General features: G+C 67.2%; 22 protein-coding genes. 5 read left to right on the top strand and 17 right to left on the bottom strand.

Annotation, left to right across the window (positions count from 1 at the left end; genetic code table 11):
- Window positions 1-27 precede the first annotated feature (27 nt).
- Entirely contained in the window at window positions 28-759 is a 732-nt protein-coding gene (gene ompR, locus RD110_RS11965) for an osmolarity response regulator transcription factor OmpR (RefSeq protein ID WP_076199705.1), read from the bottom strand.
- A gap of 238 nt (window positions 760-997) precedes the next feature.
- Between ompR and RD110_RS11970 the strand changes: the two genes are divergently transcribed.
- The gene (locus RD110_RS11970; RefSeq protein WP_076199706.1) at window positions 998-1,711 is read left to right on the top strand and encodes an SIMPL domain-containing protein; all 714 of its coding nucleotides are present in this window, start codon (window positions 998-1,000) and stop codon (window positions 1,709-1,711) included.
- 6 nt (window positions 1,712-1,717) lie between these two features.
- Here the strand turns inward: RD110_RS11970 and RD110_RS11975 are convergent, their stop codons facing one another.
- Complete coding sequence (locus RD110_RS11975) at window positions 1,718-2,185, bottom strand: multidrug/biocide efflux PACE transporter (RefSeq protein ID WP_076199707.1); 468 nt, start codon at window positions 2,183-2,185, stop codon at window positions 1,718-1,720.
- 71 nt (window positions 2,186-2,256) lie between these two features.
- Here RD110_RS11975 and RD110_RS11980 point away from each other — a divergent pair, with 71 nt between their 5' ends.
- The gene (locus RD110_RS11980) at window positions 2,257-3,189 is read left to right on the top strand and encodes a LysR family transcriptional regulator (protein WP_083686233.1); all 933 of its coding nucleotides are present in this window, start codon (window positions 2,257-2,259) and stop codon (window positions 3,187-3,189) included.
- A 19-nt stretch (window positions 3,190-3,208) separates the two neighbouring features.
- On the opposite strand, the gene RD110_RS11985 is transcribed toward RD110_RS11980, so the two are convergent.
- Genes RD110_RS11985 through RD110_RS11995 form a run of 3 tightly spaced genes read right to left on the bottom strand, consistent with a single transcriptional unit; the run spans window position 3,209 to window position 6,035 of the window.
- A complete protein-coding gene (locus RD110_RS11985) occupies window positions 3,209-4,207 on the bottom strand; it encodes a Bug family tripartite tricarboxylate transporter substrate binding protein (protein ID WP_076199708.1) in 999 nt (332 codons plus the stop codon).
- Window positions 4,204-4,977 carry a DUF4286 family protein gene (locus RD110_RS11990; RefSeq protein ID WP_076199709.1) on the bottom strand — a complete coding sequence of 258 codons (774 nt, stop codon included), beginning with the start codon at window positions 4,975-4,977 and terminating at the stop codon, window positions 4,204-4,206. Before RD110_RS11990 ends, RD110_RS11985 begins: the two co-directional genes overlap by 4 nt.
- Window positions 4,968-6,035, bottom strand: a complete 1,068-nt coding sequence (locus RD110_RS11995) for a zinc-dependent alcohol dehydrogenase (protein ID WP_076199710.1) — start codon at window positions 6,033-6,035, stop codon at window positions 4,968-4,970. The genes RD110_RS11990 and RD110_RS11995 overlap by 10 nt, the downstream gene beginning before the upstream one ends.
- 121 nt (window positions 6,036-6,156) lie before the next feature.
- Here RD110_RS11995 and RD110_RS12000 point away from each other — a divergent pair, with 121 nt between their 5' ends.
- Complete coding sequence (locus tag RD110_RS12000) at window positions 6,157-7,080, top strand: LysR substrate-binding domain-containing protein (RefSeq protein ID WP_076199711.1); 924 nt, start codon at window positions 6,157-6,159, stop codon at window positions 7,078-7,080.
- Between the two features lie 13 nt (window positions 7,081-7,093).
- On the opposite strand, the gene RD110_RS12005 is transcribed toward RD110_RS12000, so the two are convergent.
- From RD110_RS12005 to RD110_RS12055, 11 genes are all read right to left on the bottom strand, one after another.
- Window positions 7,094-8,029 (bottom strand): dihydrodipicolinate synthase family protein, encoded by a 936-nt coding sequence (locus tag RD110_RS12005; RefSeq protein ID WP_076199712.1) that lies wholly within the window; start codon window positions 8,027-8,029, stop codon window positions 7,094-7,096.
- Window positions 8,030-8,168: 139 nt separating this feature from the next.
- A complete protein-coding gene (locus RD110_RS12010) occupies window positions 8,169-9,902 on the bottom strand; it encodes an IlvD/Edd family dehydratase (RefSeq protein ID WP_076199713.1) in 1,734 nt (577 codons plus the stop codon).
- 4 nt (window positions 9,903-9,906) lie between these two features.
- Window positions 9,907-10,893: a Bug family tripartite tricarboxylate transporter substrate binding protein gene (locus tag RD110_RS12015; RefSeq protein WP_076199714.1), complete on the bottom strand. Its 987-nt coding sequence runs from the start codon at window positions 10,891-10,893 to the stop codon at window positions 9,907-9,909.
- Window positions 10,894-10,931: 38 nt separating this feature from the next.
- Window positions 10,932-11,957 (bottom strand): galactofuranose ABC transporter, permease protein YjfF, encoded by a 1,026-nt coding sequence (gene yjfF / locus RD110_RS12020; protein WP_076199715.1) that lies wholly within the window; start codon window positions 11,955-11,957, stop codon window positions 10,932-10,934.
- Complete coding sequence (locus tag RD110_RS12025) at window positions 11,954-13,003, bottom strand: ABC transporter permease (protein ID WP_076199716.1); 1,050 nt, start codon at window positions 13,001-13,003, stop codon at window positions 11,954-11,956. Before RD110_RS12025 ends, yjfF begins: the two co-directional genes overlap by 4 nt.
- Window positions 13,000-14,520 carry a sugar ABC transporter ATP-binding protein gene (locus RD110_RS12030; protein ID WP_076199717.1) on the bottom strand — a complete coding sequence of 507 codons (1,521 nt, stop codon included), beginning with the start codon at window positions 14,518-14,520 and terminating at the stop codon, window positions 13,000-13,002. Before RD110_RS12030 ends, RD110_RS12025 begins: the two co-directional genes overlap by 4 nt.
- Window positions 14,517-15,722, bottom strand: coding sequence for a multiple monosaccharide ABC transporter permease (gene mmsB / locus RD110_RS12035; RefSeq protein ID WP_076199718.1), 1,206 nt, complete (start codon window positions 15,720-15,722; stop codon window positions 14,517-14,519). The genes RD110_RS12030 and mmsB overlap by 4 nt, the downstream gene beginning before the upstream one ends.
- Window positions 15,723-15,738: 16 nt before the next feature.
- Window positions 15,739-17,244 (bottom strand): multiple monosaccharide ABC transporter ATP-binding protein, encoded by a 1,506-nt coding sequence (gene mmsA, locus RD110_RS12040; RefSeq protein ID WP_239467276.1) that lies wholly within the window; start codon window positions 17,242-17,244, stop codon window positions 15,739-15,741.
- 161 nt (window positions 17,245-17,405) lie between these two features.
- Entirely contained in the window at window positions 17,406-18,476 is a 1,071-nt protein-coding gene (gene chvE / locus RD110_RS12045) for a multiple monosaccharide ABC transporter substrate-binding protein (RefSeq protein WP_076199720.1), read from the bottom strand.
- A gap of 47 nt (window positions 18,477-18,523) precedes the next feature.
- Window positions 18,524-19,495, bottom strand: a complete 972-nt coding sequence (locus RD110_RS12050) for an ABC transporter substrate-binding protein (RefSeq protein ID WP_076199721.1) — start codon at window positions 19,493-19,495, stop codon at window positions 18,524-18,526.
- 46 nt (window positions 19,496-19,541) lie between these two features.
- Window positions 19,542-21,017 (bottom strand): aldehyde dehydrogenase family protein, encoded by a 1,476-nt coding sequence (locus RD110_RS12055; protein WP_076199722.1) that lies wholly within the window; start codon window positions 21,015-21,017, stop codon window positions 19,542-19,544.
- 114 nt (window positions 21,018-21,131) lie between these two features.
- Between RD110_RS12055 and RD110_RS12060 the strand changes: the two genes are divergently transcribed.
- Window positions 21,132-22,094, top strand: a complete 963-nt coding sequence (locus RD110_RS12060) for a LysR family transcriptional regulator (protein WP_076199723.1) — start codon at window positions 21,132-21,134, stop codon at window positions 22,092-22,094.
- A 22-nt stretch (window positions 22,095-22,116) separates the two neighbouring features.
- Here RD110_RS12060 and RD110_RS12065 read toward each other — a convergent pair whose 3' ends face one another.
- Window positions 22,117-22,905 (bottom strand): SDR family NAD(P)-dependent oxidoreductase, encoded by a 789-nt coding sequence (locus RD110_RS12065; protein WP_204250057.1) that lies wholly within the window; start codon window positions 22,903-22,905, stop codon window positions 22,117-22,119.
- Between the two features lie 152 nt (window positions 22,906-23,057).
- On the opposite strand from RD110_RS12065, the gene RD110_RS12070 reads away from it, so the two are divergent.
- On the top strand, window positions 23,058-23,987 hold the full coding sequence (locus RD110_RS12070) for an SMP-30/gluconolactonase/LRE family protein (RefSeq protein WP_076199725.1): 930 nt from the start codon (window positions 23,058-23,060) through the stop codon (window positions 23,985-23,987).
- The last annotated feature ends 25 nt before the right edge of the window (window positions 23,988-24,012 follow it).

A 24,012-nucleotide genomic window follows, 5' to 3' on the forward strand; every position in this document is an offset into this window, starting at 1 on the left:
GGGCCCGAACCGAGCGTGGCCGCGGAATCAGTTCGCGCCATCGGGCACGAACACGTAGCCCACACCCCAGACGGTCTGGATATAACGCGGCGCGGCGGCATCCACCTCGACCAGCTTGCGCAGGCGCGAGACCTGCACGTCCAGGCTGCGGTCGAAGGGTTCGAACTCGCGGCCACGCGCGAGCAGGGCGAGTTTCTCGCGCGACAACGGCTGGCGCGGGTGGCGCACCAGCGCCTTGAGCATGGCGAATTCGCCGGTGGTCAGCGGCAGTTCCTCGCCGTTGCGGTTCAGCGTGCGCGAGCCGAGGTCGAAGGCGAAGGGGCCGAAGGTGATGATCTCGTTGTCGATGGACGGGGCGCCTGGCGCTTCCTTCACCGGCCGGCGGCGCAGCACGGCGTGGATGCGGGCCAGCAGTTCGCGCGGGTTGAAGGGCTTGCCGAGGTAGTCGTCGGCGCCGACTTCCAGGCCGACGATGCGGTCGATGTCCTCCCCCTTGGCGGTGAGCATGATGATGGGGGTGCGGTCGTTGGCGGCGCGCAGGCGGCGGCAGATCGACAGGCCGTCTTCACCGGGCATCATCAGGTCGAGCACGATCAGGTCGGCGGTGTCGCGCAGCATGATGCGCGACAGGGCCTTGCCGTCTTCCGCGAGCATGACTTCGAAGCCCTCCTGCATCAGGTAGCGGCGCAGCAGATCACGGATGCGGGAGTCGTCGTCCACCACCAGGATCTTGTCGGGACGGGTTGCGGTCTGGTTCATTTTGGGGTGCCGGTAATTTGTAACAAGGCCGATTCTGCAACATGTAACAAGCGAATCGCGCCGATCGCGCCCCGACTTGACACACTGTTACAGCTCTTGCACCGTCCAGGTGCGGCTTCACTTTGGCGAAGTCGGCAGCGGTGCGGCACGCCACGTTGCAGGGGCTTGGCGCGGTCCATCCCCCGAATGCGGGTAGGCTAGGGCGGCGTTTTCCTCATCCCTACGAAAGGTTTCGATTTTGAAATTTCCTTCCCAAACCGCTCTTAAATTAATAGCTGCAGGCGCAGTACTCGCGGCAACCACGGCTTCTTTCTCCCAAACCTTACCGGTGCCGCAGAACGTGGTGCAGCTCAGCGCCAGCGGCAGCGTCGAGGTGCAGCAGGACCTGTTGACCATCGCGCTGAACACCACGCGTGACGGCAACGACGCGGCGGGTGTGCAGGGCCAGCTCAAGCAGGCGCTCGATGCGGCGTTGACGGAAGCCAAGAAGACGGCCCAGCCCGGCCAGATGGACGTGCGCACCGGCAACTTTAGCCTCTACCCGCGCTACGGCAAGGACGGCAAGATCAACGGCTGGCAAGGCACGACCAGCCTGATTCTGGAGGGCAAGGACTTCGCCCGCATCACCACCGCGGCCGGCAAGATCCAGACCTTGACGCTCGGCCAGGTCGGCTTCGACTTGAGCCGCGAGCAGCGTGCCCAGGTGGAGACCGAGGCCCAGGCCATGGCCATCGCCAGCTTCAAGACCCGTGCCGACGAGATCGCCAAGGGCTTCGGCTTCACCGGCTACACGCTGCGCGAAGTGTCCGTCAACGCCAACGACCAGGGCGGCATGCCGCGGCCCCGCATGATGGCCATGGAAGCCAAGATGGCCAGCGACGCCGCCGTGCCCGCCGAGGCCGGCAAGGCCACGGTGCAGGTCACCGTCTCGGGTGCGGTGCAGCTCAAATAGGCGTGCTCAGGCCGCGGCGCAGGATGCGGAGCGCCGCGCCATCAGGCGCGCGCGCAGCGTGTCGTAGACCCAGTTGTAGGCGAAGGTGTAGGGCAGGAAGAACAGCGCGATGCCGATGTCCAGCACGAAGGCATCCCACAGGCTGATGCCCAGCCACCAGGCGGCCAGCGGTACGATGGCGATGATCAGGCCGATCTCGAACAGCCCGGCTTGCACCACCCGCGCCACCACGCCGCGCTCGAAGCCGAACTTCAACTGCGCGCGGTCGAACAAGGCGTTGAATGCCATGTTCCACAACATGGCGATGGTGGAGATCATCACCGTGAGCGCGCCCATGTGCACCAGGGAATAACCCAGCAGCCAGGCGCCCGCGGCGGCGCAGAGCACCACGGCGATCATTTCGAACAGCAAGGCCTGGAGGAAGCGCTCCTTCACGGATTTGTGCAGGGCGTCGGTGTTTTTTGCGGAGGTCATGTGTTGATTTTCATCGTTATTCTGGATGGTTTAAAGTCAGTAACCATCTATAAATACGATAGAAAACCGCCATGCGCCATTCCCCCGAAGCCCTGGTCGCTTTCGTCGAGGCCGCCACGCTGGGCTCGTTTTCCGCCGCCGCCCGCCGGCTCGGCAAGAGGCAGTCGACGGTGAGCAGCGCCATCGCCAACCTGGAGATCGACCTCGGCCTGGTGCTGTTCGACCGCAGCAGCCGCAAGCCCACCCTCACCGATGCGGGGCGTGTCGCGCTCGCCCAGGTGCAGGAGATCCTGGCCGCGAGCGACCGGCTCGACCGCGCCGCCAGCCGCCTGGCCGGCGGGCTGGAGGCCAAGCTCAGCGTGGTCTGGTCCGACACCTACCAGTCCGATCTTTTCGAGGAAACCCTGGCGGCTTTCGAGCAGCGTTTCCCCGACCTCGAATTCGAGGCCCTGATCGCCGAACACGGCGACCTGGTGTCGCTGGTGCAGCGCGGCCGCGCGCAGATCGGCGTCGTCGCGGCCCAGCCTTCATATCCGCCCGACATCGGCGCGGAGACCATTGCCGAGCAGTCGGAGATCACGCTGTTCGTGGCCAAGACCCATCCGCTGGCGGCACTCACCGACATCGGCCCGGAGACGCTGGCCGCCCACCGCGAACTGCGGCTCGCGCTGTACGAAGAGGCGCCCGGCCCGGGCGCACCCGCCGCAGCCCGGCGTGTCTGGTCCGCGCCGAGTTACCTGATGCTGCTGGAGATGGCCGTGCTCGGCTTCGGCTGGGCCGCCGTGCCGCGCTGGATGGTGAACCACTTTGCGCTGGACAAGCTGCACGAACTCGATGCCCGCGGCTGGCCGCGCCGCGTGCCGGTGGACGCCGTCTGGTCGCGCCAGCGCCCGCTGGGCCAGGCCGGCACCTGGCTGCTGCAGGCCATGCTGACGCCGGCTCAGGTCCTTGGGTCTTCAATAAAAAATGCCGCCAGCGCAGACAGAATCTGCGCGAGCAGCTAGCAAAACCGTAGCGGCGGCACTATTCGAGCTTGATGCCCTTCTTCTCGATCAGATCGCCGTACAGCGCCGTGTCGCTCTGGATGCGCCGCGCCAGCGCCGCCGGGCTGGTGTCTTCCACCTTCCAGCCCTGCGCGAACAGCTTTTGTTCGATCGCCGGCGTGTGCAGGATCTTGGCAAGTTCGGTGTTCAGCCGCGCCTGGTTGGCGGCCGGCATCTTCGCCGGCGCCATCACCGCGTTCCACACCTCGATGTTGACGCCCTTGGCGCCGAGTTCGGTCATCGAAGGCAGTTCGGGGGCGAGCGGGCTGCGCGCGGACGAGGTGACGGCGATCGCCTGCAGCTTGCCGGACTGCACCATCGGCGCCACCGTGGAATTGGGCAGCAGCGTCATCTGCACCTGGCCGCCGAGCATGGCGTTGAGGATGGCCGGGCCGCCGGCGAAAGGCACGTGCAGCGGGTCGATCTTCAGGCTTTCCTTGATGAGTTCCATGGCGAGCTGGCTGCCCGAGCCGGCGCCGATCGAGCCATAGGCCAGCTTGCCGCCTTCGGCCTGTGCGGCCTTCACGAACTCCGCCGGCGTCTGCGGCTTGGCCGGCTTGACGGCCACCCACACCAGCGGCGCGCTGCCGATGGTGGCGATGGGCGCGAAGTCCTTCAGCGGGTCGTAGGGCAGTTTGGCGTAGAGGAATTTGGAACTGGTCAGCGGGCCGTTGCCGATCACGCCGATGGTGTGGCCGTCGTCGGCCTTGGCCAGCGCATCGGCGCCGATGTTGCCGCTGGCGCCGGGTTTGTTCTCCACCACCACCGGCTGGCCGAGCGCGCGGCCCAGCGGCTCGGCCAGCAGGCGGGCCTGCATGTCGGGCGAGGAGCCGGCGGGGTAGCCGACGATGAGGCGCAGCGGCCTGCTCGGCCAGGCCTGGGCCGAAGCGCCGCCGGCGGCGAAGGCCAGGCCGAATGTCAGGCTGATCGTCAGGCCGGTTGCCAGCAAGCTGCGGCGTGGGGGATGGCATCGCGTCATGGTTTGTCTCCGGAATGGAACGAATGGAAAAGCGGCATCAGCGCTGGCTGCCGCGTGGTCAGGGGATGGGCCAGTTCGTCCTGGCGAACCTGGCTCAGCAACTCGAAGAAGCCGGGCGGCTCCGGCAGCGTGGTCACGGCCGCCAGCGCCTGGACCAGCGCGGCGGCGCTGGCGGCCAGCGGTGCGCGGTCGAAGCCCTGCAGCATCACCACGGCCTCGGTGCCTGGCTCGGCGCCGGGTGGGGTGGCCGATGCGGGGCCGCTGTTGGCGATCGGAATCTCGAACCCGGGCGGTGCCGCCATGCCCCATTGCGCGCTGACCACCTGGGCCGCGTCGACCAGCCGCTGGAGCTCGGCCGACAACAGCGACGCGATGGCCTGCGGATCGCCGTGCAGGCGCAGCGTGCACAGCTGGCTCGCCGTGGAAGTGCCGTGGCTGCCGGCCAGGCGGCAGGGTTGGCGAAAGAAGGCGCGCAGCTGGGTGCGCATGCGGGCCGACCATGGCGTGGGCGTGGCGAACACCTCGCGGTAGGCGGGCGAGTCGAGCGCGGCCAGGTCGTCGAGCCAGTAGCAGGTGAAATACAGCGGCGCGCCGGCGTCGTCGACGGACCAGGCGCGGTAGCGGCGCGCCTCGATGAAGCCGGGCAGGCCGACCCGTTCGGGCACGTGTTCGAAGGTGTGCCAGGCCTCGTATTCGGGCTGCAGCGCGGGCGAGGCGATGCCGTTCCACAGCGCCAGGAAGGCCGCTGGCCGGCGTGTCGTCAGGCGCATGCGGCGGCTTCCCCATTCGGCAGCACCATCACCTTGGTCGCGCTCTTGTTGCGCGACAGCGCGAAACCTTCATAGGCCTCGGCCAGCGGCAGGCGGTGCGTGATCATGTGGCGCAAGAGGGCGTGGTGGGCCTGCATGAAGGCTACCACCACCGGCCAGTCGGATTCCGGCGCGCGGTAGGAGCCGCGCAACTGCTGGTGTCTGCGCACCAGCGCCGTCAGGTCGATCGGCACCGGGGCCGCATGGATGCCGGTGATCACGAGCACGCCGTGGGGCTTCAACGCCGCCAGCGCGGGGGCGATCACCGCCGCCGCGCCCGTGGCCTCGATCACCACGTCGAACGGCCCCCCGGCGTCGTTCGCCAGGTACGGCGCGAGGCCGGCCTCCATCCCGGTCTCGGCGAAGTCGATCAGGTCGGTGAACCCCATGCGGCGCAGCACCTCCAGTCGCGCGGCGTCGCCGTGGCCGGCCACCACCACCTGGCTGGCACCGGCCGCGCGGGCAAACAGCGCAATGCCCTGGCCGATGTTGCCCGGGCCGAGCACCAGCACGCGGTCGCCCGGCGACACGCCACCGGTGCGCACGGCTTCATGGCTCACCGTCAATGGCTCGGTCATGGCCGCCACCTCCGGGTCCACGCCCATGGGGATCGGCACGCAGTTGCGCGCGGGCACCAGCGTCCAGGGTGCAAAGCCGCCATCGCGTGTCACGCCGATGCCGCGCCGCGTCACGCAGCCGTCCGGCTGGCCGGCGCTGCAGGCCGCGCAGACACCGCAGGTCACGGAAGGGCGCACGGTCACCAGTTGGCCAGGCTGCAGGCCCTGCACGTCGCTGCCGAGCTGCGCCAGTTCGCCGCTGAATTCATGGCCCACCGTGACCGGCAGCGCCGACGCCAGAAAGTGGTAGCTCGTGGTCCATTCGTCGATGTGCAGGTCGGTGCCGCAGACGCCGGCGGCCAACACGCGCAGCAGCACCTCGTCGGGGCCGGGCGCGGGTGGCGGCGTGGTTTCGGTGAGGTTGAGGCCGTGGCCGGGCTGGATTTTGCGAAGGGACAACATGGGTGGTGCGCGATGTGGCGGCGTGGTGGAATGGCCGCAGTGTCGCGGCGGCGTGCCATACTGTAAAAGACTGATTTGGTCTGAATGACATATTCATGGAATATGGATCGACAGGAGTTTCATGGAACTGCGCCACCTGCGTTATTTCGTCGCCACCGCCGAGCTCGGCAGCATCACCCGCGCCTCCGAAAAGCTGTTCATGGCGCAGCCGCCGCTGTCGGCGCAGCTGAAACAACTGGAGGATGAGGTCGGCGTGCCGCTGTTCGTGCGAATGCCGCGCGGCGTGCGTCTCACCGAGGCGGGGGTGTCGTTCCTGGAAGACGCACGGGCCATCCTCGCGCGCAGCCAGCAGGCCGGGCAGCGCGCGCGGGAACGGCAGGCGGGTGCGCGCGCCAGCCTGCGCATCGGGCTGGTGCCGTCGGCGATCCATTCGGTGTTGCCCGGTTTCCTGCGCCGCCTGCACGAGGCCGGGCTGGACGCACGTGTGGAAGCCCGTGAAATGATCACCTCGAAGCAGCAACTGGCGCTGCGCGACGACGAGCTGGACCTGGGTTTTGCGCGACCCGGCGCCGGTGCCGTGCCGCTGGAGACGGTGGCCGTGATCGACGACCCCTACGCCATCGCGCTGCCGGCGGGGCATCCGCTTGCCGCCAGCCGATCGCCCATGCCGTTGGCCCTGGCCGCTCAAGCACCGTTCGTCGGTTTCGCGCGGCACCGGATGGCCGACTATTTCGACCGCACCGTGGCCCTGTGCCAGGAAGCAGGCTTCACGCCCGACATCCGCTGCGAGGCCGGCCAGTTCGTCAGTGTGCTGGCACTGGTAGCCTCGGGCCTGGGCGTGGCCATCGTGCCTTCGTCGCTTTCCACATTGGACAGCGTGGCCGGCGGCGCGGTAGTGTTTCGCCCGTTGCAGATGGCGCGCGACAAGAGCCGGCTGGCCGTGCTGGCCCCGGCCGGTCCGCCGCGAGATGCCTGGTCGGCGCAGATCGCCAGCCTGGCGGCCGAGGCCCTGGAGGAACTCGGGCGGCGGCTCGAATCGCGCTAGCGGCCGGTGGGCTTCAGCGCGCCCAGCGCAGCGCGAGTGCGTCGAGCCGCCCGGCCGTCTCGATCAACAGCGCGCGGCTGGCCGGGTTCATCGGCGGGAACGGGTGGCGCGGCGCCTCGCAGGCGATGATGCCGCCCTCGGCCATCAGCGACTTGGCCGCGAGCGGGCCGCATTGGCGGTTCTCGATGTTGATCAGCGGCAGCCATTTTTCGTAGCCTTTGATCGCGTCGTCGCGCCGGCCTTCGCGGTAGGCGTCGAGGATGGGGCGGATGCCGTCGGGAAAACCGCCGCCGGTCATGGAGCCCGTCGCGCCGGCCTCGAGGTCGGGGAACAGGGTGATGGCTTCCTCGCCATCCCACGGGCCTTCGATCGCGTCGCCGCCCAGGCGGATGAGTTCGCGGATCTTGTTGGCCGCGCCGGCGGTTTCGATCTTGAAGTAGGCCAGGTGTTCGATCTCGGTGGCCATCTTGGCCAGGAAGGCGGCGGACATCGGCGTGCCGGCGGCCGGCGCGTCCTGCACCATGATCGGGATGTCCACCGCGTCGGACACCCGCTGGTAGAAGGCCTGGATCTGCGGCTCGCCGACGCGAAAGGTGGCGCCATGGTACGGCGGCATCAGCATCAGCATGGCCGCGCCCATGTCCTGCGCGCGGCGGCTGCGCTCGGCGGACACCTTGCTGCTGAAATGCGTGGTGGTGACGATCACCGGCACACGGCCGGCCACGTGTTCCAGAATGGTTTTTGTCAGGACTTCGCGTTCGTCGTCGGCCAGCAGGAACTGCTCGGAGAAATTGGCCAGGATGCACAGGCCGTTGGAGCCGGCGTCGATCATGAAGTCGACGCAACGCTTCTGGCTGGCGAGGTCGAGTTCGCCGCTTTCGGTGAAGGTGGTAGGTACAACCGGGAACAAGCCCTGGTAACGCGGATTCGACTTGTTGGGAATAGACATTGGCAACCTCTAGGAATAAAAAAAAGAATCAAAAAACGCCTCTTCCAGAACACCGCAGAACCGGCTTGGCCGGGCTGCAGGTGTTGCCCCCTGCAAGGGGGTCGGCGCGACACGAAGTGCGCAACCTGGGGTGAGCCTATCAATGGGAGTGCCTTGGCACTCCCGCGCCGCGGCAGCCGACCAGGAAGTCGAAGTCGCAGCCTTCATCGGCCTGCAGCACGTGGTCCACATACAGGCGCTGGTAGCCTCCGGGCATGCCTTTGGGCTGTGCGGCCAGTTCGGCCAGGCGCGCCGCGAGTTCGGCATCGGAAATGTCCAGGTGCAGGCGGCCGCCCGCGCAGTCGAGCTCGATGAAGTCGCCGTCGCGCACGGCGGCCAGCGGGCCGCCGGCCGCCGCTTCGGGCGCCACGTGCAGCACCACCGTGCCGTAGGCCGTGCCGCTCATGCGCGCGTCCGAGATGCGCACCATGTCCTTGATCCCCTGGCGCAGCAGCTTGGGCGGCAGGCCCATGTTGCCGACCTCGGCCATGCCGGGGTAGCCCTTGGGGCCGCAGTTCTTCATCACCATGACGCAGCTGGCGTCGATGTCGAGGTTTTCATCGACGATGCGTTCCTTGTAATGCTCCAGGTTTTCGAACACCACGGCGCGGCCGCGGTGCTGCAGCAGTTCCGGCGTGGCGGCCGAGGGCTTGAGCACCGCGCCGCGTGGCGCGAGGTTGCCGCGCAGGATGCACATGCCGCCGTCGGCCACGAGCGGTTTGTCGAGCGGGCGGATCACCTCGTCGTTGTACTGCGGGGCTTCGCGCACGTTGTCCCACAGCGAGCGGCCGTTGGCTGTGAGCGCACCCGGGTGTGGCAGCAGGCCGTTTTCGCCAAGCCGGCGCAGCACGGCGGGCAGGCCGCCGGCGTAGTAGAACTCCTCCATGAGGAACCGGCCCGAAGGCTGCAGGTCGACCAGGGTCGGTGTGCCGCGCCCGATGCGGGTCCAGTCCTCCAACTCCAGCGGCACGCCGATGCGGCCGGCGATGGCCTTGAGGTGGATCACCGCATTGGTCGAGCCGCCGATGGCGGCATTCACGCGGATGGCGTTTTCGAAAGCCTCGCGCGTGAGGATCTTCGACAACGTGAGCCCTTCGCGCACCATCTCCACCGCGCGTTTGCCAGACATGTGGGCCAGCACGTAGCGCCGCGCGTCCACGGCGGGAATCGCGGCGTTGTGCGGCAGCGAGGTCCCCAGCGCCTCGGCCATGCAGGCCATGGTGGAGGCCGTGCCCATGGTGTTGCAGGTACCGGCCGAACGCGACATGCCGGCTTCGGCCGCGAAGAACTGGTGTTCGTCGATCTCACCGGCCTTCAAAGATTCGTGCAGGCGCCACACCGCCGTGCCCGAGCCAATGTCCTTGCCCTCGAGCTTGCCGTTGAGCATCGGCCCGCCCGTGACCACGATGGCCGGCACGTTGCAGCTGGCCGCGCCCATCAGCAGCGCGGGCGTGGTCTTGTCGCAGCCGGTGAGCAGCACCACGCCGTCGATCGGGTTGCCGCGAATGGCTTCTTCCACGTCCATGCTGGCCAGGTTGCGCGTGAGCATGGCCGTGGGCCGCAGGTTGGATTCGCCGTTGGAAAACACCGGGAACTCGACCGGAAAGCCGCCCGCTTCAAAGATGCCGCGCTTCACGTGTTCGGCGATCTTGCGGAAGTGGGCGTTGCACGGCGTGAGCTCGCTCCAGGTGTTGCAGATGCCGATCACCGGCCGGCCGTCGAACAGGTGGTCGGGCAGGCCCTGGTTCTTCATCCAGCTGCGGTACATGAAGCCGTTCTTGTCGGCCGTGCCGAACCAGGCGGCGGAGCGGAGTTTTGGGGGTTGATCGTTCATGGGATTACTTCTGGATGGCCAGTTTGTCGAGCACCTTCTTCAGCGACGTGCGGTCGTGTTCGATCACGCCTTTGAAGCCGTCGGCATCGAGATAGGCCTCGCCCAGGTTGGCCTTGGCGAGGATTTCGCGGTACGTCGGATCGGCGGCGGCGGCCTTGGCGGCGGTGCGCAGGGTCTGCACGATCTCGGGCGGCGTGTTCTTCGGCAGGGCCAGTCCGCGCCACGCGCCGATCGACAGGTCGATGTTGCGTTCCTTGAGCGTTGGGGTGTTGGTGTAGGCCCCGGGCAGACGCTGCTCCGACATGACGGCCAGCACCCGCAGCTTGCCCGCCAGCACGTGCTGCGCCACCTCTCCGGGGCTGACGGTGATCGCGTCCACATGGCCGCCGAGCAGGCTGGCCACGGCGGGAGCACCACCCTGGAAAGGCACGTGGTTGAGCTGCACACCCGTGCGGTCTTCCAGGGCCACGGCGGCGACATGCCAGACGTCGCCCACGCCGCCGTTGCCGACCTGCATGCCGCCGGGCCGCTTCTTTGCGTCGGCCAGGAATTCCTCGATCGTTTTCCATGGCGAGTCGGCGCGCACGGTGATGGCCGAAGGGTCGATGTTGAGCTGCGCCACGGGGATGAAGTCTTCGGCGTTGACCTTCATCAGCCCGAGCGCCGGCAGGATCACCAGGTTCACGCTCATCACGCCGAGCTTGTAGCCGTCGGGCTTGGCGTTGGCCACATCGGCGAAACCGATGGCGCTCGAGGCGCCGGGCCGGTTGACGACGATGATGGGCTGCGGGAAATACTTGCGCGCGGCGTCGGCGAAGGCACGCGCCAGGACGTCCGTGCCGCCACCAGGGGAGGCCGCCACCACCAGTTCCACCGGGCGCGTCGGATAGTCGGCGGCGAAGGACGGCATCGCCGCCAGCGACAGCGCCGCCAGGCCGATGCCGCGGACAAAGGCACGCCGGGGGGCGCGGTGGATCGGGAAAGTTTTCATCTGGTCTCCTGGGGTTGGCCTGTTATGGGGAAAAGGGGTCAGCGGCGCGGGGCACGCGAGGTGAAGAAACGTTGCAGCAGGCAGAACACGAAGAGCAGGGCGCCGACCACGATGCGGGTCCACCACGAACTCAGCGAGCCGTCGAAGGAGATCAGCGTCTGGATCAGGCCCAGCATCAGCACGCCGAACAGCGTGCCGGCCACGTAGCCCACGCCGCCGGTGAGCAGCGTGCCGCCGATCACCACCGCGGCGATGGCGTCGAGCTCCAGGCCGACGGCATGCAAGCCGTAGCCGGAGAGCATGTAGAAGGTGAAGATCACGCCGGCCAGCGCCGAGCAGAAGCCCGACAGCGTGTAGACGCCGATCAGCGTGCGGCGCACCGGCAGGCCCATCAGCATGGCCGACTGTTCGCTGCCGCCGATGGCGTAGACCGCGCGGCCGAAGGGCGTGCAGTGCGCGATGAACACCGCGGCGAGCACCACCGCGATGGCGATCACCGCGCTGATCGACAGCGAGGCCTCGCCCCAGATGGGAATGCGGCCCTGGGAGACGGCGTTGTAGAAATCGTTGGTGATGCTGATCGAGTCGATGCTGATGAGGTAACACAGGCCGCGCGCCAGGAACATGCCGGCCAGCGTGACGATGAAGGGCTGCAGCCGGAAGCGCTCGATCAGGAGACCCATGAAGGCCCCGAAGGCCGTGCCCATGACCAGCACCAGCGGGATCACCAGCGCCGGGCTCCAGCCGTGTTTCTCGACCAGCGCCGCCGAGACCATGGTGGTGAGCGCGATCACCGAGCCGACCGAGAGGTCGATGCCGCCCGAGAGGATCACGAAGGTCATGCCCACCGCGACGACGATGAGGAAGGCGTTGTCGATCAGCAGGTTCAGGAACACCTGCGCGGAGAAGAAGCCGTCGTAGGCCACCGAGCCCAGCGTGGCCATCAGCACGAACAGCGAGATGGTGGCCGTGAGCGGCAGGTATTTGGGGTTCAGCCTTTGGCCCCCTTTCGCGTGTGAGGAAGCGGGTTGGGGCGACGGCGCGGCTTCGATCACGGCGCTCATGCTTTCGCTCCCTCAGGCGCAGGCCGCTGCACCAGAGACCGCAGCTCGGCGCGGAATTCCGGCGACTGCATCAACATCACCACGAACACCACCACCGCCTTCACCACGAGGTTGATCTCGGGGGGCACGCCGAGCGAATAGATGGCGTAGGTGAGGGTCTGGATGATGAGGGCGCCGATCACGCTGCCGACCAGGCTGAAGCGCCCGCCGGTGAGTGCGGTGCCACCCAGCGTCACGGCCAGGATGGCGTCGAGCTCCAGCAGTTGGCCGGCGTTGTTGCCGTCGGCGCTTTTCACGTTGGAACTGATCAGCAGACCGGCAATGCCCGCGCACAGGCCGCAGAATGCATAGGCGCCCAGCACCAGCCGCCGCGATTGCACACCGGCCACGCGGGCCGCCGTGGGGTTGATGCCGACCGCCTGGATGAACAGGCCGAGTGCCGTGCGCGTGATCGCCAGGTAGAGCAGCGCGAACACGCCGGCCACGATGAACAGCGAAAACGGCAGGCCGAGCAGCGAGCCGCTGCCGAGGAAGAAATACGGCTTGTAGTAGATGGTGATGATCTGCCCGTTGGTGATGAGCTGCGCGATGCCGCGGCCGGCCACCATCAGGATCAGCGTGGCGATGATGGGCTGCATCCCCACACGGGCCACCAGCAGGCCGTTCCACAGGCCGCAGACGAGCGCAATGACCAGCGCCGCAACAATGGCCAGCGGCAACGGGAAGCGGCTCACGTTGCCCGATACCGCGCCGCCGATCATCCAGGCCGCCGTGGCCGCGGCAATGGCCACCACCGCGCCCACCGAGATGTCGATGCCGCGCGTGGCGATCACCAGCGTCATGCCCAGCGACACCAGCACCAGCGGTGCGGCGCGGTTCAGGATGTCGATCAGGCTGCCGTAGAGGTGGCCATCGCGCCATTCGATGTGCAGGAAGCTCGTGTTGAAGGCGGTGTTGAGGACCAGCAGCGACAGCAGCGTGATGAGGGGCCAGGTGAGGCGGTGGCGCATCGCCCGCGCCAGCGGGTTGCCGTTGGTCGGGTTCATGCCGCTGCAATCATGTCGAAGACCTCGTCCTCGGTCGAGCCGCCCGGCAGCTCGCCCACCTTCTGGCGATCCCGCAGCACCACGATGCGGTGGGCCACGCGCACCACCTCGCTCATCTCGGACGAGATGAAGATCACCGCCATGCCGGCCTGGGCCAGGCGCAGGATCTGCTCCATGATCTCCTGCTTGGCCGCGACGTCGATGCCGCGGGTCGGCTCGTCGAGGATCAGCAGCCGCGGCTCGGTGGCGAGCCAGCGCGCGATCATGGCCTTTTGCTGGTTGCCGCCGGAGAGCAGGCCGATCGGTGTCTCGATGCTGGCGGTCTTGATGCCCAGCGCGGCGACGAAACGCTCGGCCAGCGCCGTCTGCTCGGCATGCGACAGGAAACGCCGCGTGCCCATGCGTGCCTGCAGGGCGAGCGCGATGTTCTCGCGCACCGAGAGCTCGGCGACGATGCCGTCGGTCTTGCGTTCCTCCGGGCACAAGGCGAGGCCGTGGCGGATCGCATCGGCGGGACTCGCGAAGCGCACCGTCTGGCCGTCGATCCGGATCACGCCGCGGTCGGGCGCCTCCATGCCGAACAGCAGCCGCGCGATCTCCGTGCGGCCCGCGCCCAGCAGGCCGGCCAGGCCGACGATCTCGCCCGCGCGCACACGCAGATCCAGCGGCTGCAGCTGGCCGGCCTGGGCCAGGCCCTCGGTCTGCAGCAGGGCGTTGGCCGTGTCGTCGAATTTGGGCAGGGCTGCCGGCCGGGCCGACTGCGCCGCCAGTTCGCGGCCCAGCATCGCTGCGATCAGCGCCGGTGCGCCGAGTTCGCTGGCGCGCCATTCGCCGACCCACTGGCCATTGCGCAGCACCGTGATGCGGTCCGACACCGCATAGACCTGGTTCAGGAAATGGGTGACGAAGACGATGGCCAGGCCTTCGGCGCGCAGCCGGCGCAGCACCTCGAACAGCTTGTTCACCTCCTCGTCGTCGAGGCTGGAAGTCGGCTCGTCGAGGATCAGCACCTTGGCCGACACACCCAGCGCGCGTGCGATCGCCACCAGCTGCTGCACGGCCACCGGATAGGTCGCGAGTTGACGTGTCACATCGATGTCCAGGCCGATGCGCGCGAGCAGTTCAGCGGCCTGGCGGTTCACCGCCGCCCAGTCGATGCGATAGCCTTGCGCAAGACCGCAGCGTGGGTAACGACCGGCGAATACGTTCTCGGCCACCGACAGGTTGGGGCAGAGGTTGACCTCCTGGTATACCGTGCTGATGCCGAGCTGCTGCGCCTCGAGCGGCGACCCGGGGCGGATGGCCTGGCCATCGAGCCGCATCTCGCCGCCACTGGAGGCGAGCACGCCCGTCAGCACCTTGATCAGCGTGGACTTGCCCGCGCCGTTCTGCCCCATGAGCGCGTGGATCTCGCCGGGGTAGAGCCGCAGCTGCACATCCTGCAGCACCGGAATACCGGCGAAAGACTTGTGGATGCCCGTGAGTTCCAGCATGGGCCGGGCGGCGGTGGAACTCATGCCTTGCGCTTGTTGTAGACGTCCACGAACACGGCGGCCAGCAGCACCAGGCCCTTGATGATCTGCTGGTAGTCGATGCCGATGCCCATGATGGACATGCCGTTGTTCATCACGCCCATGATGAAGGCGCCGATGACGGCACCCATCACCTTGCCCACGCCGCCGGAGGCCGAGGCGCCGCCGATGAAGCAGGCGGCGATCACGTCCAGCTCGAAACCCAGCCCGCCCTTGGGCGTGGCCGTGTTGAGCCGCGCGGCGAAGACGAGCCCGGCCAGCGCGGCCAGCACGCCCATGTTGATGAAGGTGTAGAAGGCCAGGCGCTCGGTCTTGATGCCGGACAGCTTGGCGGCCTTTTCGTTGCCGCCCAGGGCATAGACGCGGCGGCCCAGCGTGGTGCGGCTGGTGACGAAGTCGAACACCGCGATCAGCAGCGCCATCACGATCAGCACATTGGGCAGGCCCTTGTAGGAGGCCAGCAGGTAGCTGAAGGTGATCAGCAGGGCCGAGAAGATCACCATCTTGCCCCAGAAGAAGGCCGTGGGCTCGCCGGTCACCCCGTGTCGCTGCTGGTTCGCACGGTTGCGGATGCCGGCCACCACCAGGGCCAGGGCCACCAGCACGCCGAGCAGCAGCGAGGTCAGGCGCAGGCCGTCCGAGCCGAACAGGTCCGGGATGAAGCCCGAGCTGAGCATCTGGAAGGTGTCGGGGAACGGCCCGATCGATTGGCCTTGCAGCAATGCCAGCGCCAGGCCGCGGAACACCAGCATGCCCGCCAGGGTGACGATGAAGGACGGAATGCGGAAGAAGGCGATGAAGTAGCCCTGCATGGCGCCGATCAGTCCGCCGGCGGCCAGGCAGACGATGGCGGTGGGCAGGTAGTGCCAGTTGTAGTTGACCATCAGCACGGCCGCCACCGCGCCGATGAAGCCGACGATGGAGCCGACCGACAGGTCGATGTGGCCGGCCACGATCACCAGCAGCATGCCCAGCGCCATGATGACGATGTAGCTGTTCTGCAGCACCAGATTGGTCAGGTTCAGCGGCTGCATCAGCGTGCCGTCGGTCATGAACTGGAAGAAGCCCATGATCGCCACCAGCGACAGCAGCATGCCGTATTCGCGCAGGTTGCTCTTGACGAAGCTCAGGCCGGAGGGCGCGGCGGACGCGGCAGGCGCCGCAGGATTGGTTGTTGTGGTGTCCATGGATCGAGGTTCTGGTTCACTTGGCGCCGACGATGGCGCGCATGATCTTTTCCTGGCTGGCGTCGGCGACCGGCATCTCGGCCACGAAGCGCCCTTCGTTCATCACATAAATGCGGTCCGACAGGCCCAGCAGCTCCGGCATCTCCGACGAGATCACGATCACGCACTTGCCTTCGGCGGCCAGCTGCGCGATCAGCGTGTAGATCTCGAACTTCGCCCCCACGTCGATGCCGCGGGTGGGTTCGTCCAGGATCAGCACCTCGGGGTTGGTGAACAGCCATTTGCTCAGCACCACCTTCTGCTGGTTGCCGCCGGAAAGGTTGACCACCTTCTGGTCCACGCCGGAGCAGCGCGTGCGCATCTTCTTGCGGAAGCCCTCGGCCACCGCGAACTCGCGGCCATCGTCGATCACACCCCGGTGGGACACGCCGGGCAGGTTCGCCAGCGAGGTGTTCCACTGAATGTCTTCGCTCAGGACCAGGCCGTTGCCCTTGCGGTCTTCCGTCACATAGGCCAGGCCGTGGGCCACGGCTTTCTGCACCGTGGAGACGTCGATTTCCTGGCCGTGCAGCAGGGCCTGGCCGCTGATGCGCTGGCCCCATGATCGGCCGAAGACGCTCATCGCCAGCTCGGTGCGGCCCGCGCCCATGAGTCCGGCGATACCGACGATCTCGCCGCGCCGGACCGTGAGGTCGATGCCCTTGACGACTTCGCGCTCGGCGTGCTGCGGATGGAAGGCGCGCCAGCCGCGCAGCTCGAACACCGTCTCGCCGATCTGCGGCGTGCGCTTCGGGTAACGGTCGGCCATGTCGCGGCCCACCATGCCGCGGATCACGCGGTCTTCGCTGATGGCCTGCGCGCGGCAGTCCAGCGTCTCCACCGTGCTGCCATCGCGCAGGATGGTGATGGCGTCGGCCACCTTGGCAATCTCGTTGAGCTTGTGCGAGATCAGGATGCAGGCGATGCCCTGGGCCTTGAGTTCCAGCAGCAGCATCAACAACGCGTCGCTGTCGGTTTCGTTCAGGCTGGCCGTGGGCTCGTCGAGGATCAGCAGCTTCACCTTCTTCGACAGCGCCTTGGCGATCTCCACCAGTTGCTGCTTGCCCACGCCGATGTTGGTGATGAGCGTGTCGGGCGATTCCTTCAACCCGACCTTCTTCAGCAAGGCCTGGGTCTGGCTGTGCGCCTCCATCCAGTCGATCACGCCATGGCGCGCGGTCTCGTTGCCGAGGAAGATGTTCTCGGCGATCGACAGCAGCGGCACCAGGGCCAACTCCTGGTGGATGATGATGATGCCCTGCCGTTCGCTGTCGTGGATGCCACCGAAGCGCTGCGCCTGCCCGAGGTAGTGGATTTCGCCACTGTATTCGCCGTGCGGGTACACGCCCGACAGCACTTTCATCAGCGTCGACTTGCCCGCGCCGTTCTCGCCCACCAGCGCATGGATTTCACCCGCACGCACCCGCAGGTTCACCTTGTTCAGCGCCACCACGCCGGGGAAGGTCTTGCGGATGTCGTGCATCTCCAGGATGGTGTCCAACGATATTCCTCGGTTCATTCAGGTAACGAAAGGGGTCTGCGGTCTACTTCCAGAAACACCGCGGAACTGGCTCTGCCAGGCCGCTGGTGTTGCCCCCTGCAAGGGGGTGGGAGCGACACGAAGTGCGCGACCTGGGGGGCAATTCACTTGATCTGCGATTCTTTGTAGTAGCCGCTGCCGATCAGGATCGGCTGCCAGTTCGAAGCGTCCACGGCCACCGGCTTGAGCAGGTAGGCCGGTACCACCTTGATGCCGTTGTTGTAGGTCTTGGTGTCGTTGACCTCGGGCTTCTTGCCCGAGAGTTCCGCGTCCACCATGTTGGCGGTGACCTTGGCCAGCTCGCGCGTGTCCTTGAAGATGGTCGAGTACTGCTCGCCGCGCAGGATGGACTTGATGGAGGGCACTTCCGCGTCCTGGCCGCTCACCACGGGGCAGGGCTGGGCCTTGGTGCAGTAGCCCACGCCCTTGAGCGAGGACAGGATGCCGATGGAGATGCCGTCGTAGGGCGACAGCACGGCATCGACCTTGTCCTTGGTGTAGAAGGCCGACAGCAGGTTGTCCATGCGCGCCTGCGCCGTGGCGCCATCCCAGCGCAGGGTACCCACCTTTTCCATGCCCATCTGCTTGCTGCGCACCACCAGCTTGCCGCTGTCGATGTAGGGCTTGAGCACGCTCATCGCGCCGTCGTAGAAGAAGAAGGCGTTGTTGTCGTCCGGCGAGCCGCCGAAGAGTTCGATGTTGAACGGGCCCTTGCCTTGCTTGAGACCGAGCTTGTCCACGATCGTGCTGGCCTGCAGCACGCCGACCTGGAAGTTGTCGAAGGTGGCGTAGTAGTCCACGTTCTTCGAACCCTTGATCAGCCGGTCGTAGGCGATCACCTTGATGCCCTTGTCGGCTGCGTTCTGCAGCACCTTGGACAGCGTGGTGCCGTCGATGGAGGCGATCACCAGCACCTTCACGCCCTTGGTGACCATGTTCTCGATCTGCGCGAGTTGGTTGGGGATGTCGTCGTCGGCGTATTGCAGGTCGGTCTTGTAGCCGCGCTCCTTCAGCACCTTGACCATGTTGTCGCCGTCGGCGATCCAGCGGGCCGAGGATTTGGTGGGCATGGAAATGCCGATGGTGCCCTTGTCCTGGGCATGGGCGAGCGGCGCGACGCCGAGTGCGGCCAGGGCCAGGCTGGCGAGCGCGGATTTAAGCAGGGTGCGTTTCATGGAAAGGGTCTCCGGGAGATGGCCGAGGGCGAGGGAAGGGGACAACATCAGTACTTGCGCTTGGGGAATTCGGCGGCGGCCACTTCCATGGGGAAGATGCCCTCTTCGGTGATGATGCGCTTGGGCAGCGCCTTGCCGGCCTTGATGTCCTTGACCGCGCTCATGAGCTGCGGCCCGAGCAGCGGGCTGCATTCGACGGTGACGTTGAGCTTGCCGGCCATCATGGCCTCGAAGGCGCCCTTGACCCCGTCCACCGAGATGATCGTGATGTCCTTGGCCGGCTTCATGCCGGCTTCCTCGATGGCCTGGATGGCGCCGATGGCCATGTCGTCGTTGTGCGCATACAGCACGTTGATCTTCTTGCCTTCGGCCTTGAGGAAGGCTTCCATCACCTCCTTGCCCTTGGCGCGCGTGAAGTCGCCGGTCTGCGAACGGATGATCTTGAACTTCGGGTCGGCCTTGATGATTTCCTCGAAACCCTTCTTGCGGTCGATCGCCGGGGCCGAGCCCACCGTGCCCTGCAGTTCCACGATGTTCACCTCGCCCTTGTTGTCCTTCATCTTGTCGACGAGCCAGCGGCCGGCCTTGCGGCCTTCCTCGACGAAGTCCGAGCCCATGAAGGTCACGTAGAGCGTGTCGTCCTTGGTGTTGACGGCACGGTCGGTCAGCACCACCGGGATCTTCGCCGCCTTGGCTTCGCGCAACACGGTTTCCCAGCCCGACTCGACCACCGGCGAGAACGCGATCACGTCCACCTTCTGGGCGATGTAGGAACGGATGGCCTTGATCTGGTTTTCCTGCTTCTGCTGCGCGTCGGAGAACTTGAGCTCGATGCCGGCGTCCTTGGCGGCCGATTTGATCGACTCGGTGTTGGCGGTGCGCCATTCGCTTTCGGCGCCGACCTGGGCGAAACCCAGCACGATCTTCTTCTGCGCCAGCACGTGGGCCGGCAACAGGCCGGCCAGGGAGGCGGCGGCCATGGCGGCGCCGAGTTGGCGTCGGTTCAGGTTGGTGTTCATTTCGGTCTCCTTCTGTTGTGGATGAAGTGTTTTGGGGAGGGGCGATTCAGGCCTGCATGTAGCCGGTCTTGACGGTGGCATAGAAGTCGGAGGCGCGGCGCCCCGGCTCGCGCCTGGCGCCACCCAGGCGGCGGTGGCCGCCAAAGGCGGTGTGGTCGTCCGCACCGGCGGTCGGCAGGTTGACCATGGTCATGCCGACTTCGGCATGGCGGCGGAAATGCATCGCGTGCTTCAGCGAATTCGTGCAGATGCCGGCGCACAGGCCGAGGGGGGATTCGTTGGCCAGGGCCAGCGCGTCCTCGTAGTCTTCGGCGCGCAGCACACAGGCGATCGGGCCGAAGGTTTCCTCGCGCGCAATGCGGTGGGAGGGGCGGGCCAGGAACAGCGCCGGACGCATGTAGTGCCCCGGGCTCGGCCGCGCCATGCGCTCGCCACCCCAGACGTGCTCGGCGCCGTCCTCGCGCGCCTGGGCCACGGTTTCGAGGTTGCGTTCGAGCTGGGCGCCGTCGGCCACCGGCCCGATGTCGGTGCCGGGCTCGAGCGCATGGCCGATCGACAGCTGGCCGAGCCGCTGGCGCAGCCGGCCGACGAAGGCGTCGTGTACCTTGGCTTCGACGATCAGCCGGCTCGACGCGGTGCTGCGCTGGCCCGCCGAGAAGTAGGCACCCTGCACGGCGCAATCCACCGCCCGCTCGAGATCGGCGTCGGCCAGCACCACCAGCGCGTTCTTGCCGCCCGTCTCCAGCTGCAGCCGCGTGCGGCGTGTGGCCGCCTGTTGCAGTTGCGCGCCGGCCGCCGCCGAACCGGTGAAGCTGATGGCATCCACCTGGGCGCTGCCGGCCAGGGCCTGGCCGATCTCCCGCCCGCTGCCCATCACCAGGTTGAAAGTGCCTGCGGGCAGGGCGGCGCGGCTGATGATCTCGGCCAGCGCCCAGCCGCAGGCCGGCACCAGCTCGGCCGGCTTGAAGACCACGGTGTTGCCGTAGGCCAGCGCTGGCGCGATCCGGGCGGCGGGAATCGCGAGGGGAAAGTTCCACGGCGTGATCAAGCCGACCACGCCCACGGGTTCGAACGACACGTCGACCTGCACGCCGGCGTGCAGCGAAGGCAGGCCGACACCGCTTGCACCGACTGCCCCTTCACCCCGGCCGTGGCGCAGCGCCTCGCCGGCATAGAACCGGAAGATCTGGCCCGCACGCTCGGCTTCCTTCACGGCCTCGGGCATCGGCTTGCCCTCCTCGCGCGCCAGCAGCAGGCCCAGCGCGTCCTTGCGGCGGATGATTTCGTTGCCGATCTGGTCGAGCACGTCGGCACGGCGCTGGGGCGTGCTGCGCGCCCAATGGGGCAGGGCGGCGGCCGCGGCGCGGATGGCGAGCTCGGCCTGATGACGGTCGCCGCGCGCGTATTCGGCCACGACCTCGCTGGTGTCGGACGGGTTCACGCTCACACCCGTCGTCGCGCCGGTTTCCCAGCGGCCGTTGATGTATTGCCGAACGTTCTGTTGAATCTCGCCGTGTTTCACCGCGCGCTGGCCCTGTCTCTTTTTGGAATGATCCCAGTCTAGAAATGAATTTGATATCAATCCAATCATTTTTTCGACAAAATAGATATCAATCGAAGGATTCTGGAAAACCCCATGACGACCTACATGCACTGGTTCATCCGTGCCCGGCTGAAAACACGTCAACTCCTGTTGCTGGTTGCTTTGGCCGAAGAGGGCAACATCCACCGCGCGGCCCAGGTGCTCAACATGACGCAACCGGCCGCCTCCAAGCTGCTCAAGGACCTGGAAGATGTGCTCGAGGTGCCGCTGTTCGAGCGCCTGCCGCGCGGCATGCGGCCGACCTGGTACGGCGAGACCATGATCCGCCATGCGCGAGTGGCGCTGGGCGCGCTGAACCAGGCGCACGACGAACTGACGGCGCTCAAGGCCGGCAGCTTCGGCCAGGTGAACGTGGGCGCGATCACCTCGCCTGGCCTCGTGCTGCTGCCGTCGGCCGTGGCCATGGTCAAGCGTGAGCAGCCCAACCTGCGGGTGTCGCTGGAAATCGAGACCAGTCCCGTGCTGCTGGAGCGCATGGAACAGGGCAAGCTCGACATCCTGGTGGCGCGGCTGTTCGCCGAGCACGACAAATCGCAATTGCGTTACGAGGCGCTGACCGAGGAGCCGGTGTGTGCGCTGGTGCGGCCCGGCCATCCGATGCTGGGCATGTCGGGCCTGACGCTGCGCGACGTGGTCGGTGCGGGCTGGATCGTGCCGCCGTCGGGCAGCGTGCTGCGCCACCGTTTCGACCTGATGTTCCAGCAGGAGGGCCTGGCGCCGCCGATCGACACGGTCGAGACCTCGGCGCTGCTCTTCATCACCCGCATGCTGCAGCAGAGCGACATGATCGCGGTGCTGGCCAGCGACGTTGCGCGCTACTACGCGGCCCACGGCATCGTGGCGCTGCTGCCGCTGGAGATGCCGTGCCACATGGACGCGTTCGGCATCATCACGCGGACCGACCGGCTGCTCTCGCCCGCCGCCAAGGTGATGATGAAGGCGCTGAAGACGGCCAGCCTGTCGATCTACAACCGGCGGCTGGACACCGCGGACTGATGCGACCCTGGCAAGCCGCGCCTCACACCCAGCCGGCGTCCACCGTGAACTCCTGCGCCGTGCACATGGCGCCGTCGTCCGAGGCCAGGAACAGCACCATGCGCGCGATGTCCTCGGGCATCAGCTTGTCGGGCAGGCACTGGTTGCGCTGGAGGTCCTCCTCGCCCTTGGCATCCAGCCACAGCTTGACCTGGCGTTCCGTCATCACCCAGCCCGGCGACACGGTGTTGATGCGGATGCGGTCCTGGCCGAGGCTCTTGGCCAAGCCGCGCGTGAGGCCGTTGACCGACGACTTCGCGATGGCGTAGCACGGGTAGCCCGAGCCCTTGCCCTGCCAGCCGGTGGAGCCGAGGTTGACCACGGCGCCGAAACCCAGGCGCTGCATGCCCGGCACCACCGACTGGATCGCGAACAGCGCCGGGCGCTCGTTGATCGCCATGCGTTCGTCATAGTAGGCCGGCGTGACCGATTCGAGCGTGTGGCGGTCGTCGCTGGCCACGTTGTTGACCAGCACCGCGAAGTCGCCGAGTTCGGCCGCCGCGTCGCGGATGGTGGCCTGCAGTGCGCCGATGTCGCGCACGTCGCAGGGGCGCCACCAGGGCTTGGGATGCCCGGCCTCGACGAGCTGCTGCGCGAGCCGGCGGCTGGCTTCCTCGGCGATGTCGATGAAAGCCACGCGCGACCCTTGCGCCGCGAAGGCCGAGACGATCGCCGCGCCGATGCCGCTGCCGCCGCCGGTGATGAACACCGTGCGGTCGCGCAGGCTGGGGTGGACGGAGTTCTGGGAAAGAGGGGGGCGGTTGGGGTTCAAGTTGGTCTCCGTTGAGATGGATGTATTGCAATATTAATATTAGTCAATAAGAAAATTTTGTATTTCTTATATCAATATGCCCTGATACGATGCGCCGAGTCAAGCGCCCGCGTGGCCAAGCCAGCGACCGTGGGGCCTTCCGGAGACATGCCATGAACCATCCCGCCGCCGCGCCGCAGCGATTACCCGCACCCTGCATCCTCTGCGCGCCCGAGTGCCTCTGGCCCGCGAGCGCGACGCTGGGTGAGGGCGCTCTCTGGTCGGTACGCCGACAGGCGCTGTACTGGGTGGACATCCTCGAGAAGCGGCTGTACCGCTGGACCCCGGATGGCGCTCGCCAGCGCTGGGCCTTCGACGAGGAAATCTCGGCCGTGGCTGAGCGCGAGGCCGGGCCGGGCCTGCTCGTGACACTGCGGCGCGGCTTCGCGCTGTTCGATCCGGACTTGCCAGACGCTGCCCCGCGCTACCTGCACCAGCCCGAAGCCGACCAACCCGGCAACCGCTTCAACGATGGCAAGTGCGATGGGCAGGGCCGCTTCTGGGGCGGCACCATGGACTTTGCGTGCGAGGCGCCCAGCGGCGCGCTCTACCGCTACGATGCCGACGGCCGCTGCAGCCGCCACGAACACGGCATTGCCGTGACCAACGGGCCGACCTGGTCGGCCGACGGTGGCACCCTCTACCTCAACGACACCGTGGGCGGGCAGGTCCTGGCCTACGATTTCGACGCGGCCAGCGGCACGCTGTCGAACAGGCGGCAGTGGCTGCGTCTGGCCGAGGGCGACGGCCTGCCCGACGGCATGACCACCGATGCCGCCGGCCGCATCTGGATCGCGCATTGGGGCGGCGCCTGCGTGAGCTGCCACGACCCGCTGAGCGCGGCCGAACTCTGCCGCGTGGCGCTGCCGACCCGCCACATCACCAACTGCGCGTTTGGCGGCGCCGACCTGTGCACGCTGTTCATCACCAGCGCCGCCAGCGGCCTCACGCCGGCGCAGCGCGCGGCCGAGCCGTTGGCCGGCGGCTTGTTCGCCGTGCGCGTTGACAGCCCCGGCCTCGCCGCGTCGCGTTTCGCGGGCTGAAAAAATGGTGGGGCGCCCGCCGGGA

Origin of the sequence: Rhodoferax koreense (assembly GCF_001955695.1) — a bacterium.
Classification (GTDB): Bacteria; Pseudomonadota; Gammaproteobacteria; order Burkholderiales; family Burkholderiaceae_C; genus Rhodoferax_B; species Rhodoferax_B koreensis.